Consider the following 14,874-nt stretch of genomic DNA (forward strand, 5'->3'; position numbering starts at 1 on the left):
CACAATATTCTTTCACGGCTGCGAGTTTTGCCTGCACTGTATATTTACCCATGACGCCTCCAAAGGTTGCGTCCAACCTTCGGGGGTCATACCATTCCGGCGTGGCGTAATAGTCGAGCGCCAGCGCCTGTAGCGTGGACTGCGCAGCCAGTGCGCCATCAGCACACTGGCTGACGCCGTCGGCAAGGGCGAACAGATAGCCCTTGCTTGCGGCCAGTGTCGGGGCCGGAGTCACCAGGCGCAGAGCATCCTGATTTTCTGCGCGCGGACCGCTGGCGCTGAATTGAGCGAACTGCAGTTGCAGCGTCATCGGCGGTTCAGACTCGCGCCGCGGTCACAGCCGCCGAACCCCAGGTGGTTCTCCAGCGACGCTTGACGTTCAGCAGACCGAACCAGGCCAGCACTGCCAGGCCTGCGAACAGCCACAGGCCCAACTGGTAATCGCCAGTGTTCTGTTTGATGGTGCCCAGACCCGCTGCCAGCAGGAAGCCACCGATGCCGCCCGCCATGCCGATCAGGCCGGTCATGACCCCGATTTCCTTGCGGAAACGCTGCGGAACCAGCTGAAAGACTGCGCCATTACCGGCACCCAGGCCCAGCATCGCGGCAACGAACAGAGCCAGTGCTGCCCACGAACTTGGCAGGTTGAAACCCACCGCCGCGATACCGATGGCCGCAACGGCGTACATCACGGTCAATGTGCGAATCCCGCCAAAGCGGTCAGCCAGCGCGCCACCGAGCGGGCGCATCAGGCTGCCGCCGAAGACACAGGCAGCGGTGTAGTAACCGGCAGTAATCGGGCTCAAGCCATATTGGTCGTTGAAATAGCCGGGCAGGGCGCTGGCCAGGCCGATGAAGCCGCCGAACGTCACGCTGTAGAAAAACATGAACCACCAGCTGTCACGATCACCCAGCGCCTTTAGGTAATCCGCCATGGATTTGGGCTAGCTGCGCTCCGGGGCGTTGCGCGCCATAAGCGTGAAAGCGATCAGGGTCAGAACCAGCGGGATCAGCGCCAGGCCGAATACGTTGCCCCAGCCGAAACTGGCGGCCAGTACCGGCGCGATCAATGCTGCCAGTACGGTGCCCGAGTTGCCCGCACCGGCTATGCCCATCGCCTTGCCCTGGTGCTGCGGTGGATACCACTGCGACGCCAGGGGCAGCGCGACGGCGAATGAAGCACCGGCCATACCCAGGAACAGGCCCAGCAGCAGTACCTGGCCGTAGGTGTGAATGCCCAGTTGCCAGGCCGCCAGCAGTGCGCCGATGACAATCACCTGGCCAATGATGCCAGCGGTCTTGGGCGACAGCTGGTCCGCCAGCAGGCCCATGAAAAAGCGCAGCACGGCACCCGCCAGAATCGGCGTGGCGACCATCAGGCCACGTTGCTGAGTGGTCAGGTGCAGGTCAGTGGCAATCTGCACCGCCAGCGGGCCAAGCAGATACCAGACCATGAAACTCAGGTCGAAATAGAGAAACGCCGCAAACAGGGTCGGTTTATGGCCTGCCTTCCAGAAGCTTGTATCCATGTGTACACCTCATCATCTGCTAGTTAGTCAGTCGGGCCATGACCGCGACACGGGTTTTCCAGACGCTGTGGTGGAGTGTTCCGAATGACGGCGACTCCACCGGCCCCGTCGCCGGGGCCAAAACGCAAAAAACGTCGCCTCTCTGTCCAAGTGAGCGGAAAGAGATGAGCGACGTCTTTGTCGTAAAAAGGTGATAGCCGCCGTTGGCTACCGTGCGATTGCTAAAGCAAGAGATGGGCCAATGGCGTTGCAAGCGATTAGCCGCAAGCTGCGAGCGGGTTTGGGTGATTCCCGGGAAGCAGGCGAGGGCCGGTCAGTGACCTTGAAGCGGGCGCTCGCCAGCAAAGCGCTGTAAAACAGGGCGTGCCGCGAGCGACAGTCTGCAGCCTGAAAGGGCAAGATCACGCATGGCCATTGAAGAGTTTATTAAAGTTCAATGGCGGTATTATTATTTCAGGTGCCATTAGTTTTGGTGTTAAGTACTGTCATTGTGATGCTGTTTTGACGTGCTTGTATGACGGTTTTAATAGCGCTGATCAATAAGTGTTAATATTCATTAATATTCTGTTTATTGAGGTTGTACGATAACACCAGTCTCAATATTTAATTTACATTGCCCGGTATCTCTGACAGCATTCATTGCACCGTAATTAACACGGCTCATCCATCAGGAAATGAATTTACTCTTCACTGCGGCGATCTGTAATTGCAAATTGCCTGTCAATTTCGATAAATGTTTACTTTTTAAAAAGTAATCGTTTACTCGCTCTTTTTCCGGTTTTCAGTTGCCCCCAAGGGCTTGAAACACCGATCCCGGGTACCTCCCGGCAATACAGCCGCGCCGACCGGGCTGTCTTCCTCTTCGCGCTTCATTGCAGGCGCCAATAAAGGACATCATCATGAGTAACATCAATTACGCACCCGCCATCTGGTCCAGAGCTGATGCGCTGAAGGTCAATGAAAATGATCCGACTACCACGCAGCCTCTGGTAAGCCCGGATTTTCCGGTCATGAGTGATACCGTATTCATCTGGGACACCATGCCGTTGCGCGAGTTTGACGGCACCGTGGTTTCAGTCAACGGCTGGTCGGTGATCGTCACGCTGACGGCTGACCGCCACCCCGACGATCCGCAGTATGTCGGTGCCAATGGCCGCTATGACATCAAGCGTGACTGGGAAGATCGTCATGGCCGGGCACGCATGTGCTACTGGTACTCGCGCACCGGAAAGGACTGGATCTTTGGTGGCCGGGTAATGGCCGAAGGTGTGTCGCCAACCACCCGGGAGTGGGCGGGCACACCCGTACTGTTGAATGATAAAGGCGATATCGACCTGTACTACACCTGTGTAACGCCGGGTGCGGCAATTGCCAAAGTACGTGGCCGTATTGTGACGTCCGACAAGGGCGTGGAATTGAAAGACTTTACGGAGGTGAAAACACTGTTAGAGGCCGACGGCAAATATTACCAAACCGAAGCGCAGAACTCGACCTGGAACTTTCGCGACCCCAGTCCGTTTATTGATCCCAATGATGGCAAGTTGTACATGGTTTTTGAAGGCAATGTCTCCGGCGAACGCGGCACGCATACAGTAGGCGCCGCAGAACTTGGTCCTGTTCCGCCAGGTCATGAGGAAATAGGCGGTGCCAGATTTCAAGTCGGCTGTATCGGACTGGCCGTTGCGAAAGACCTCAGTGGTGATGAGTGGGAAATACTTCCGCCGCTGGTCACCGCAGTAGGTGTCAATGATCAGACTGAACGCCCGCATTATGTCTTTCAGGACGGCAAGTATTACTTGTTCACCATCAGCCACAAGTTTACTTATGCCGATGGTGTTACGGGTCCGGATGGTGTTTACGGGTTTGTCGGCGAGCATTTGTTCGGGCCTTACCGGCCGATGAACGCTTCCGGCCTGGTGTTGGGCAATCCGCCTGCACAGCCATTTCAGACTTACTCGCACTGTGTGATGCCGAACGGTCTGGTGACCTCGTTCATCGACAGCGTACCCACCTCTGGCGAGGATTACCGCATTGGCGGTACCGAGGCACCGACGGTGAGGATTCTACTGGAGGGCGATAGCTCGTTTGTGCAGGAAGTGTATGACTACGGCTACATCCCCGCGATGAAGAACGTGGTGCTGAGCTGACCGACTGCACCCATTAACCTGGTAGCGGAAGAACGCCTGTGCGAGCAGGCGTTCTTCGCTCGTTTACCCCAGCAACTCGCTCATCGCGATAATTTGCTCGGCCACCTGAATCAGCTTTTGCTGGCGACTCATCGCCTGACGCCGCATCAGGGTGTACGCGTCTTCCTCGTTGCAATCCTTCATTTTCATCAGCAGCCCTTTGGCCAGCTCGATGCGCTTGCGTTCGGCCAGTTGCTGATCGCGGGCATGCAGTTGCGCACGCAGTGCCTGATCGCTCTCGAAACGGGCCATCGCCACGTCCAGAATCGGTTGCAACCGTTGGGCCTGGATACCCTCGACGATATACGCACTGACCCCGGACTTGATTGCCTGGCGCATCACGCCCGGATCGTGCTCGTCGGTGAACATCACGATGGGCCGCGGCTGGTCACGGCTGACCAGCACCACTTGCTCCATTACATCGCGTCCTGGCGATTCGGTGTCGATCAGGATGACGTCCGGGCGCACCGCTTCAACGCGGGCGGGCAAGTCGATGATCAGTCCGGATTCGTCGATTACTTCAAAACCGGCCTCTATCAATGCCGATTTGAGGCGACCGACTTTTCTGGCCGTGTCATTGATAAGCAGGATACGCAGCATGGTCACGTTCTCCGTCAACGACTGGCCACAGCGGGCGCGTTGTCGGCCAGCGAGTGGAGCTTGAAGCTACGCGCGTAGCCTGCGGGGTCGCTGCCGTCCCAGATCCTGCCATCGATTAACTGACTGCTGCGCAGGGTTGCAGTGGGTGCGTCGATGCCCAGCGCATCTGCTGCCTGGCGATACAGGTCCAGTTGCTGGACACGGCTGGCGACAGCCAGGTAATCCGGGTCTTCACGCAACAGGCCCCAGCGCCGGAACTGAGTCATGAACCACATACCGTCGGACAGCCACGGATAATTGACCTGCCCCTGATCATGGAAACTGACTGCATGTGGGTCCTGCCAGTGATTGCCGAGGCCGTCGCTGTAGTGGCCAAGCAGGCGCGGCTCGATGCAGTCCGGCGAGGTATCCAGATAATCCGCACCGCTGAGCAGTTGTGCGGTGCTGCGCCGGTTATGGTCGCTTTCCTCGATGAAGCGGCTCGCTTCCAGTACGGCCATGATCAGCGCTCTGGCGGTGTTGGGGTTCTGCTCGACGAACTCACGGGTACAGCCCAGCACCTTGCCCGGGTGATCCGGCCAGATCGACTGGCTGGTCGCCATGGTGAAGCCCAGTTGCTGCTGAACGGCGCTGGCGCCCCAGGGTTCGCCGACGCAGAAACCGTCGATGCGCCCAGCCTGCAGGTGTTGCGCCATTTGCGTGGGTGGCACCACGACACTGGTCACATCATCGAGTGGATGGATGCCTTGGCTGGCCAGCCAGTAGTAGAGCCACATGGCGTGGTTGCCGGTGGGGAAGGTCTGCGCGAAGGTCAGCCTTGATCCGCTTTGGTGCGCGCGTTTGTCCAGTGCTTCAGGAGTGATCACGCCCGCCTGCTGCAACTCGCGGGACAGGTTGATGCACTGGCCGTTCTGATTGAGTCCCATGAGGATGGCCATGTCGGTCGCCGGACCACCGCTGATGCCCAGTTCCACCGCATAGATCAGACCATACAGGCTGTGTGCCGCCTGCAACTGCCCGCTGACCAGCCTGTCGCGCAGCCCGGCCCAGGAGGTCTGACGCTCGAGGTTCAGGCTCAGGCCGTATGGCTGGGCGAAACCCTGAGTGGCCGCAACCACCAGCGGGGCGCAGTCGGTCAATGCCATGAAGCCCACGTCCAGGCTGTTCATTTCCGGGGCGTCACTACCGGCCACCCAGTCCAGCGCATTACCGGTTCGTTCGTTCATCGCGCGTGCTTCATCAAAGGTCCGTCCAGAAAAAAGGCGTCGTCCGACCCATTGCAATGCAAGTGTCGAAGCGACGCCGTTGTCCATGCACCGCTCCGCCGTTGGAGTGAGTGCCGATAGCGGTTTCAAGCAAGGCATATGCCATCGCCGGGGAAGAGTGAGCAACAAGTTTGTCGCGCGCCTCGCCTGACAGGCCTGCACGCGTCTATAATCGCCACCCTGAATTCAGCTGCTCACGAGCCCATCCCGCCATGTATAACCTGGCCCGCCAGTTACTGTTCAAACTTTCTCCGGAAACCTCTCATGACCTGTCGCTGGACCTGATCGGTGCAGGCGGGCGGCTGGGCCTCAATGGTCTGCTGAGCAAGTCCCCGGCGAAGTTGCCGGTCAGTGTGATGGGGCTGGAATTTCCCAACCCTGTGGGGCTGGCAGCAGGTCTGGACAAAAACGGTGCAGCCATTGATGGCTTTGCGCAGCTGGGCTTCGGCTTCGTCGAGATCGGTACTGTGACGCCACGTCCACAGCCGGGCAACCCCAAACCGCGCATTTTCCGCCTGCCGCATGCCGAGGCGATCATCAATCGCATGGGCTTCAACAATCTGGGCGTCGATAACCTGGTGTCCCGAGTCCAGGCGGCAAAGTATCGCGGCATTCTGGGTATCAATATCGGCAAGAACTTCGACACGCCGGTCGAGCGTGCGGTGGACGATTACCTGATCTGCCTGGACAAGGTCTATGCCCACGCCAGCTACGTCACCGTCAACGTCAGCTCACCCAACACGCCGGGGCTGCGCAGTCTGCAGTTCGGTGACTCGCTCAAGCAACTGCTCCAGGCCCTGAGCCTGCGCCAGCAGGAACTGACGCAGCGGCACGGCAGACGCGTGCCGTTGGCGATCAAGATTGCCCCGGACATGAGCGATGAAGAAACCGTGCTGGTGGCCTCTGCACTGATCGAGTCGGGCATGGATGCGGTGATTGCCACCAACACCACGCTCAGCCGCCAGGGTGTGGAAGGGCTGCCGCATGGCGATGAAGCGGGTGGTCTGTCGGGCGCGCCGGTGCGGGAAAAAAGCACGCACATCGTCAAGGTGCTGGCCGGTGAGCTGGCAGGTCGTCTGCCGATCATTGCCGCTGGTGGCATCACTGAAGGCCGGCATGCTGCCGAGAAGATAGCCGCAGGTGCCAGTCTGGTGCAGATCTATTCCGGTTTCATCTACAAGGGCCCTGCGCTGATTCGCGAATCGGTGGACGCCATTGCGGCAATGCCACCGGCCGTACGTTGAATCGAAGGCAAAAAAAGGGGCTCCTCGAGAGAGCCCCTGGGCGTTGGCCCGCCGCCCGGGTCGGGCGTGCATGGTACAGGTGTGAATCAGTCAATCATGTGGGTGGCCCGACAGAGGCCTGAAAGTCTTTGAATCGCCTCATCCGACCGCGTGAAGTTCGTTGAGTCTGTGGATGCCCGCAGTGCCGGTCATACCGTCCCAGTTGTCGCCGCGTCCTTCGCGCCAGCCATTGATCCATGCCTGGCGTACTGACGGTAGAGTAAAAGGGCAAAGCTCACGGGATTTACCATGAACGCCGTATTGATATCCGCGTAAAAATGCTCTTTCCAACGGATCACGCTTAAGTCTTCTCATAGGGTAATGCCCTCGTCTGTTGACTGTAATATCCCTGAGACCCCGTGATGAGGTCGGGCAGAATCTTCTGCCGTTGGGGCCCGCTGCCGGCGTCGCGGACCTTGATGTCATAACCGTTGCGGAGATGACCTGAGACGATTTCTAACCAAAGCACAGGTCGGTGTGAATGATCGTTTTGTCATAAGCACGTCATATTCAGGTCTGTCGAGCAATAAGCAATGGTCTGTTCAAACACTGATTGTTTGGCGCAGCCCTTTTGACGCAGGGGTTTGCGAGCCAGATGAGATCGCTTGTCAGTCTCGTATGGTGGCCTAATGCCTTGGCTGGTTAAGCGACGAAGGGTCGCGATGGGCACGGTAGAAATGTGACTTTTCCAGCGTGACTTTTTAATTACGTCTTTTTATTGCCGACATCGTCCTGGCGGATATCTGTTCTAATACTCCCGAAAACTGCCGCAATGACATGACAGGATCATGCGGTGGACCGGCACACATCACGTGCCACGCAGGCGTTCTCCACGAAAGACGCCTGTTCAAATCTGGCAGGGCAATGCGTTGCCCGCCGCTGACGGCTCAGGCCCTGGAATACACATGTCGGATCGCTACGAACTTTTCCTTACTTGCCCCAAAGGCCTCGAAGGACTGCTTGCCGAGGAAGCTACGGCACTGGGTCTGCAAGAGACCCGCGAGCACACTTCGGCCATTCGCGGCTCGGCCGACATGGAGACCGCCTACCGGCTGTGCCTCTGGTCGCGGCTGGCCAACCGCGTGCTGCTGGTGCTCAAGCGCTTCCCGATGAAGGATGCCGAAGACCTGTATCACGGCGTGCTCGATGTCGAGTGGCATGATCATCTCGAGTCCGATGGCACCATCGCAGTGGAGTTCAGTGGCCACGGGTCAGGCATCGATAACACCCACTTCGGTGCATTGAAGGTCAAGGATGCGATCGTCGACAAACTGCGTACACCCGATGGCGAGCGTCCGTCGGTGGACAAGATCAACCCTGATCTGCGCGTGCACCTGCGACTGGATCGCGGCGAGGCAATTCTGTCTCTCGACCTCTCTGGCCACAGCCTGCACCAGCGCGGCTATCGCCTGCAGCAAGGTGCTGCGCCCCTGAAGGAGAACCTTGCCGCCGCGATCCTGATCCGCGCTGGCTGGCCGCGCATCGCTGCCGAGGGCGGCGCGCTGGCTGACCCGATGTGCGGTGTCGGTACGTTCCTGGTCGAGGCCGGCATGATCGCCGCCGACATCGCCCCGAACATCAAGCGTGAACGCTGGGGCTTCTCGGCCTGGCTGGGCCACGTCCCGGCGCTGTGGCGCAAGCTGCACGACGAAGCGCTGGCCCGCGCGGAAGCCGGGTTGGCCAAAACACCTTCGTGGATTCGCGGTTACGAGGCTGATCCGCGACTGATCCAGCCTGGGCGCAACAATATCGAACGTGCAGGTCTGAGCGACTGGATCAAGGTCTATCAAGGCGAAGTTGCGACCTTCGAGCCGCGTCCCGACCAGAACCAGAAAGGTCTGGTGATCTGCAACCCTCCATACGGCGAGCGTCTGGGTGATGAAGCCAGCCTGCTGTATCTCTACCAGAATCTGGGCGAGCGCCTGCGCCAGGCCTGCCTTAACTGGGAAGCTGCGGTGTTCACCGGCGCGCCTGACCTGGGCAAGCGCATGGGCATTCGCAGCCACAAACAGTATTCGTTCTGGAACGGTGCCTTGCCGTGCAAATTGCTGCTGATCAAGGTCACGCCTGACCAGTTCGTGACGGGCGAGCGTCGCACACCCGAGCAGCGTCAGATCGAGCGCGAAAACCCTGTCGAAGTTGAAGTCGTTGAAAGAAAGCTCAACAAGAACGGCAACCCGATCAAGCCGGAACCGGTGGTGGTCGAACAGGCGCGCCTGAGCGAAGGCGGGCAGATGTTTGCCAATCGCCTGCAAAAGAACCTCAAGCTGATGGGCAAATGGGTGCGCCGCGAAGGTATCGATTGCTACCGCGTGTATGACGCCGACATGCCTGAATACTCGCTGGCGATCGACCTGTATCACGACTGGGTTCACGTTCAGGACTACGCAGCGCCCAAGTCCATCGATCCGGAAAAGGCTTCGGCCCGGCTGTTCGATGCGCTGGCGGCGATTCCGCAGGCGTTGAACATCGACAAGAACCGTGTGGTGATCAAACGTCGCGAGCGTCAGAGCGGCACCAAACAATATGAGCGTCAAAGCGCGCAGGGCCAGTTTCTGGAAGTCAGTGAAGGCGGCGTCAAGTTGCTGGTCAATCTGACCGACTACCTCGACACCGGCCTGTTTCTCGACCATCGTCCGATGCGCATGCGTATTCAGCGCGAGGCGGCCGGCAAGCGCTTCCTGAACCTGTTTGCCTACACCGCGACTGCCAGCGTGCATGCCGCCAAGGGCGGTGCGCGCAGCACCACCAGCGTTGACCTGTCGCGGACCTATCTGGACTGGGCGCGGCGCAACCTGTCGTTGAACGGTTTCTCCGACAAGAATCGTCTGGAGCAGGGCGACGTGATGGCCTGGCTGCAGGCCAATCGCGACCAATACGACCTGATCTTCATTGATCCGCCGACGTTCTCCAACTCCAAGCGCATGGAAGGCATTTTTGATGTGCAGCGTGATCAGGTTGAGCTGATCGATCTGGCCATGGCGCGTCTGGCTCCGGGTGGCGTGCTGTACTTCTCCAACAACTTCCGCAAGTTCGTGCTCGATGAAAATCTGAGTCAGCGCTATGCGGTCGAGGATATTACCGCGCAAACCATCGACCAGGATTTTGCCCGCAACGGCAAGATTCATCGCGCCTGGAAAATCATGGCGCGTGCCTGATACGGTGTGTGATGAGCTTGCCTGTAACAGTTTTGTACAGGTTTGCTCATCGCTCCCTATGAAAATTACTGGCGAATAGCTATAACAGAAGTCATAGCCAGCTTGACGCTTCAGCATGTTGGCGTCATGAGTTTCTGTGTATGACAGCGAAACGGTTCAGGCTCAGAGTTCTGAGTTTCATCAACGGCCAGCTCTCAGCGTGGCCAATAGCCGTTTTGGCATTGATGGTCGGAGCAGCACTTACCATCATGTTGGCGCTGGCCGACAATGAGCTGTACCAGCGTCAATTGCGCCAGCGTTTCGACATGCTTGCTGCGGAGCGCTTCAGTCATCTTCAGGAGCGTCTGGACCGGCAGGTCACTCGGCTGGACACCCTGTGTCGCTTCTTTATTTTTTCCCATCAGGTCGAGCAGTCGGAATTCGACGGCTTTGTCGCGCCATTGCTGATTGGAACCCAGGCCTACGCCTGGAACCCCAGAGTGACGCTGGCGGAGCGGGCCGCTTTTGAACAGCAGGCGCGTGAGGAGGGCTCAGCCGGATAGGCCATACGTGAAATGGATGAAAACGGTGCGTTGAAAACCGCCACTGTACGCAACGAGTATTTTCCGGTTCGATTCATCCAGACACTCAGCAAAGTTCCGACGCCGTCGGGGTTTGATATAGCCTCAGAGCCGGTACGTCATGTCGCCCTTGAGCGTGCGCGTTTGCTCAAGCGCATTGTTGCAACGCCTCGTATCAGCCTGTTGGCCCTTGACCCGTCAGACACGTACGGAATTTTGCTGGTGGCGCCGGTGTTCTCCATCGGCCAGTCGCCTTCCGAATTGAGAGGCTATGTCACTGCAGTGATCAGCCTGACGCAATTAATGAGCATCGGCACAGCGGAGCAAGACAATCTTGCGGTCACCATGCTTGACCTCAGTTCGCCGGCAAAGCCTGAGCAGGTTTACCAGTCGCCGGTCGTAGCAGTACGCAATCATTTGTATGCCAGCAGCCTGCTGAGCCTCGGTGACAGGGATTATCTGGTCGAGGTTCGCCCTACGGAAATCTTCAGCCAGAGCAATCAGACCATGATGCCGGGCCGGGTGCTTTGGCTTGGCGGGCTTTTGAGCCTGATGCTCAGCGCGTTGCTCTACAGCCTGATCAGCCAGCGTCAGCGAGCGCTGCAGCGTGTGGCGCAGCGTACCCGCGAGTTGCGCCAGCGCGGGCAGCAGTTACGGGCGGCGCACGGTCAATTGCGCAGTGTGCTGGACGCCGCGACCGAAGTGGCGATCATTGCAACCGACCTGGATGGGTTGATCAAGACGTTCAACGTCGGTGCGCAGAAAATGCTGGGTTATTCTCAGGAAGAGGTACTGGGCAGGCTGCGCCTCATGGACCTTTATCAGCCGGCCGAGCTGGAGGCCCGCGCGAGTGTATTGAGCAAGGACCGCGGGCACCCGATCAGCGCTTCCCGGCTGATGTTTCTCGACGCCGTGCATGACGGTCATCACCCTTCGCAGGAGTGGACCCTGCAGCGCAGTGACGGCAGTACCCTGGTGGTGAACATGCTGGTGACCGCCGTGCGCGACGATCAGGGGCTCTGGACCGGGTATCTGGCGGTGTGCATCGACGTCACGGAGCACAAGCGCGTCAACGAAGCACTTGCCGAACAAGGGCAATTGTTGAAAAAACTTGGCTCGCAGGTGCCTGGCGGCATTTATCAGTATCACCTGGCTATCGACGGCAGTTCGCGCTTCAGATACGCCAGCGCTGGCATGTGCGAGCTGTTTGAAGTCGATGAAGCGCAGTTGCTGGGCGATTCCGAGGCCGTTCTGCGACGTATCCAGCCACCGGATCTGACGCGCGTCAGAAGCTCTATTCTGGCCAGCGCGAAGCATCTGACACCCTGGAGCGAGGAGTACCGTGTCGACCTGCCACGCAAGGGCCAGCGCTGGCTGCGCGCTGCGTCCACGCCAGAACGGTTGGTAGATGGCAGCGTGCTATGGCACGGTTTTGTGTCCGACATCACCGACCTCAAGCGTGTCGAACAGGAGTTGCGCGCGCTGTCGGTCACCGACGTACTGACGGGTGCCTACAACCGGCGCTATTTCCAGGACCGCATGCAGGCCGAGCTGAAAAGGATCGACCGGCACGGCGGTAACCTGTCGATCATCATGCTCGATATCGATCATTTCAAGCGCATCAATGATCGTTTCGGGCATGCCGCAGGCGATCAGGTGCTCAAGGCGATTTCGGAAAAGATCAGCCAGCGCCTGCGTAGCGATGATGTGTTCTGCCGCCTTGGGGGTGAAGAGTTCATGGTGATCTGCCCGGGCACACGGGGCTCGCAGGCGTATCAACTGGCTTTGAGCCTGCGCGAGGGCCTGCGTAACCAGGTTATCGAAGGCGTCGATCAGGTTGTGACGGCCAGCTTCGGCATCGCCAGCTGGAGAGCCGGTGAGGGGATCGACACAATGTTGTTGCGCGCTGACTCGGGTGTCTATGCCGCCAAACAGGCCGGTCGCGATCGGGTCGAGCCTGAGCAGATCTGACGCACACAGACCCGCTTCGAAAGCGGGTCTGCTGGTTACAAGCGGCGGGTGGTTATTGCTGGATCGAGACCGTGGTGTTGGTCAGTTTCGGCTATCGATACAGATCGACCAGTACCTCGTCCAGTATCGAGGATGCGCCAAACGGACGCGGGTCGTTGAGGATCGCCACGACCGCCCAGGTGTTGCCGTTGCTGTCGCGGCTGAAGCCGGCAATAGCGCGAACCGTGTTCAGCGTGCCTGTCTTGATGTGCGCTTCACCCAGCAACGGGGTGCGCTTCAGACGTTTACGCATGGTGCCGTCCATGCCTGCCAACGGCATCGAACTCATGAATTCGGCAGCATACGGGCTGCGCCACGCAGCCTGCAGAATAATGGCCATCTCACGGGCACTGACACGTTCCGCACGCGACAGGCCGGAGCCGTTCTCCATGACCAGATGCGGCGCGGTGATGCCTTTTTTCGCCAGCCACTGGCGGATGACGCGCTGGGCAGCCTTGCCGTCGTCACCGTCAGCTTCATTGCGGAACTCTTCACCCAGGCTCAGAAACAGTTGCTGGGCCATGGTATTGTTGCTGAATTTATTGATGTCACGAATGACTTCCACCAGATCCGGCGAAAAAGCCTTGGCCAGCAGCTTGGCATTACCGGGCAAAACGCCAACGCGGTCCTTGCCCTGGATAGTGCCGCCCAGTTCCTGCCAGATGGCCCGTACTGCGCCTGCCGCATAGGTCGGATGGTCAAGCAGCGAAAGGTAGGTCTGCGAATTACAGCCGTTGCCCAACTGGCCAGTCACCGTCACATTGACGCTGCCGTCAGGCTGGGTGACCGGGTTGTAGCGCACATCCCCGGTGCATTGCTTTGATGCGCTCGCCTTCACCTGGTTGTCGATGCGAATGGTCGCAATCGGCGGCTCGACCGAGACCAGAATTCTGCCGTCATCGTTTCGGGTCACGAAGCGCAATGCCTTGAGGTTGACCATCAGCGCATCAGGCTTGACCAGAAACGGCTTGTTATCATCGTTGCCGTCATCATTGAATTCGGGCAATTGCGGTTGCACAAAATGGCTGCGGTCCAATACCAGGTCACCGGTCACCTGTTGCACACCATTGGCGCGCAGGTCACGCATCAGCAGCCAGAGTTTTTCCATATTCAGCTTTGGATCGCCGCCGCCTTTGAGGTACAGGTTGCCGCGCAGCACGCCGTTGCTCAGGGTGCCATCGGTGAAGAATTCGGTTTTCCACTGGTGGGTAGGGCCGAGCATTTCCAGCGCGGCGTAGGTGGTGATCAGCTTCATGGTTGAGGCCGGGTTGACCGATACGTCGGCATTGAACACGGTCGGCGTGCCCGGCCCGTTGAGCGGCAACATCACCAGCGAAAGCGCGTCATCGCCGAGTTTGCTGGCTTTCAGAGCCTGTTGAACCTTGGGGGGCAGCGTGGTGTTGATGACGGCAGCGTAGGAGGGCAGAGCCAGTGGCAAAAGAATTGACGCGAGCAACAATGGACGTAGCGACTTGATCATTGAATAAAACCCTACTGCAAGGGGGGACATAAAAAAGAGGGCATGGATGAATTCCCTCGGTAACTATTTCGCTGCGATGTTGATAACTATAGTAGTGAATGCGTAGCGGGCTTTTTTTGTAACATACAGTGCCACGCATGAAACGACCCGCATTATGCCCCAAGCAGGGCAGGCTTGTGATAGGGGGCAGGCCGGTAAACGTTATTTTTTATCGATTGGGCCTGCATCACTGTCGCAAGACCGGATATCCATGACGGACCGCAATTGTCGGGCTTTTAAATCGTCAAGCTGGTAAAGTGCCGCCCGATATTTATTGATGAGGATTGTCCCATGGCCACTAACCGCTCCCGCCGTCTGCGCAAAAAAACTGTGTGTGGACGAGTTCCAGGAATTGGGTTTTGAACTGAACCTGGACTTCAAGCAAGAGCTGGATGACAAGGCAATCGATGCTTTCCTTGACGCTTTTCTGAAAGAAGCAATGGAAGCCAACGGTCTTGGTTATGTGGGCGGCGACGACTTCGGTCTGGTTTGCCTGAGCAAGCGTGGCTCGGTCAGCGAAGAACAGCGTGTTGCTGTCGAAGCCTGGCTCAAAGGCCGCAGTGAACTGACAGAAGTCACTGTCAGCCCGCTGATCGACGTCTGGTACCCGGAAAAAGAAATCAACCCGGCCGCCTGATGTAACGGGAGGCAGGCCAGCGCATGCCTCTCTTGCTTTTCCCCCGCTTGTTCCGGGAGTATCAGTTTTTTTGTGTTCGGGCTGGTTAGGGCCTGCCGTCAGGCAGGCCCTTGTTTTACCAGCTCGG

Annotated in this window: 7 protein-coding genes and 4 pseudogenes; 5 read left to right on the forward strand and 6 right to left on the reverse strand. The window is 58.5% G+C overall.

Features of this window, described 5'->3' with window-relative positions:
- Together AO277_RS04625 and AO277_RS04630 are read right to left on the reverse strand one after the other, a co-directional pair.
- A pseudogene (locus tag AO277_RS04625) lies at positions 1 to 238 on the reverse strand (hypothetical protein); the annotation flags it as partial.
- 79 nt (positions 239 to 317) lie between these two features.
- Positions 318 to 1,529, reverse strand: a pseudogene (locus AO277_RS04630) (nitrate/nitrite transporter).
- Between the two features lie 899 nt (positions 1,530 to 2,428).
- Here AO277_RS04630 and AO277_RS04640 point away from each other — a divergent pair.
- Positions 2,429 to 3,676, forward strand: a complete 1,248-nt coding sequence (locus AO277_RS04640) for a glycoside hydrolase family 68 protein (protein ID WP_044319701.1) — start codon at positions 2,429 to 2,431, stop codon at positions 3,674 to 3,676.
- A gap of 63 nt (positions 3,677 to 3,739) precedes the next feature.
- Here the strand turns inward: AO277_RS04640 and AO277_RS04645 are convergent, their stop codons facing one another.
- The gene (locus AO277_RS04645) at positions 3,740 to 4,315 is read right to left on the reverse strand and encodes an ANTAR domain-containing response regulator (RefSeq protein WP_002553052.1); all 576 of its coding nucleotides are present in this window, start codon (positions 4,313 to 4,315) and stop codon (positions 3,740 to 3,742) included.
- 14 nt (positions 4,316 to 4,329) lie between these two features.
- Positions 4,330 to 5,541, reverse strand: coding sequence for a CmpA/NrtA family ABC transporter substrate-binding protein (locus AO277_RS04650; RefSeq protein ID WP_002553053.1), 1,212 nt, complete (start codon positions 5,539 to 5,541; stop codon positions 4,330 to 4,332).
- Between the two features lie 251 nt (positions 5,542 to 5,792).
- Between AO277_RS04650 and AO277_RS04660 the strand changes: the two genes are divergently transcribed.
- Positions 5,793 to 6,824, forward strand: coding sequence for a quinone-dependent dihydroorotate dehydrogenase (locus AO277_RS04660; RefSeq protein WP_004659287.1), 1,032 nt, complete (start codon positions 5,793 to 5,795; stop codon positions 6,822 to 6,824).
- Positions 6,825 to 6,962: 138 nt separating this feature from the next.
- Here the strand turns inward: AO277_RS04660 and rmf are convergent, their stop codons facing one another.
- Positions 6,963 to 7,178 carry a ribosome modulation factor gene (gene rmf / locus AO277_RS04665; RefSeq protein ID WP_002553055.1) on the reverse strand — a complete coding sequence of 72 codons (216 nt, stop codon included), beginning with the start codon at positions 7,176 to 7,178 and terminating at the stop codon, positions 6,963 to 6,965.
- A 590-nt stretch (positions 7,179 to 7,768) separates the two neighbouring features.
- Here rmf and rlmKL point away from each other — a divergent pair.
- Complete coding sequence (rlmKL, locus tag AO277_RS04670; RefSeq protein ID WP_044319700.1) at positions 7,769 to 10,021, forward strand: bifunctional 23S rRNA (guanine(2069)-N(7))-methyltransferase RlmK/23S rRNA (guanine(2445)-N(2))-methyltransferase RlmL; 2,253 nt, start codon at positions 7,769 to 7,771, stop codon at positions 10,019 to 10,021.
- Positions 10,022 to 10,161: 140 nt separating this feature from the next.
- Positions 10,162 to 12,552 (forward strand): annotated as a pseudogene (locus tag AO277_RS04675) (sensor domain-containing diguanylate cyclase).
- Positions 12,553 to 12,643: 91 nt separating this feature from the next.
- On the opposite strand, the gene dacB reads toward AO277_RS04675, so the two are convergent.
- Positions 12,644 to 14,071, reverse strand: a complete 1,428-nt coding sequence (gene dacB, locus AO277_RS04680; protein ID WP_044319699.1) for a D-alanyl-D-alanine carboxypeptidase/D-alanyl-D-alanine endopeptidase — start codon at positions 14,069 to 14,071, stop codon at positions 12,644 to 12,646.
- A 330-nt stretch (positions 14,072 to 14,401) separates the two neighbouring features.
- Here dacB and AO277_RS04685 point away from each other — a divergent pair.
- Positions 14,402 to 14,747 (forward strand): annotated as a pseudogene (locus AO277_RS04685) (YggL family protein).
- Positions 14,748 to 14,874: the final 127 nt, after the last annotated feature.

It is taken from the genome of Pseudomonas amygdali (genome assembly GCF_002699855.1).
Lineage (GTDB): Bacteria > Pseudomonadota > Gammaproteobacteria > Pseudomonadales > Pseudomonadaceae > Aquipseudomonas > Aquipseudomonas amygdali.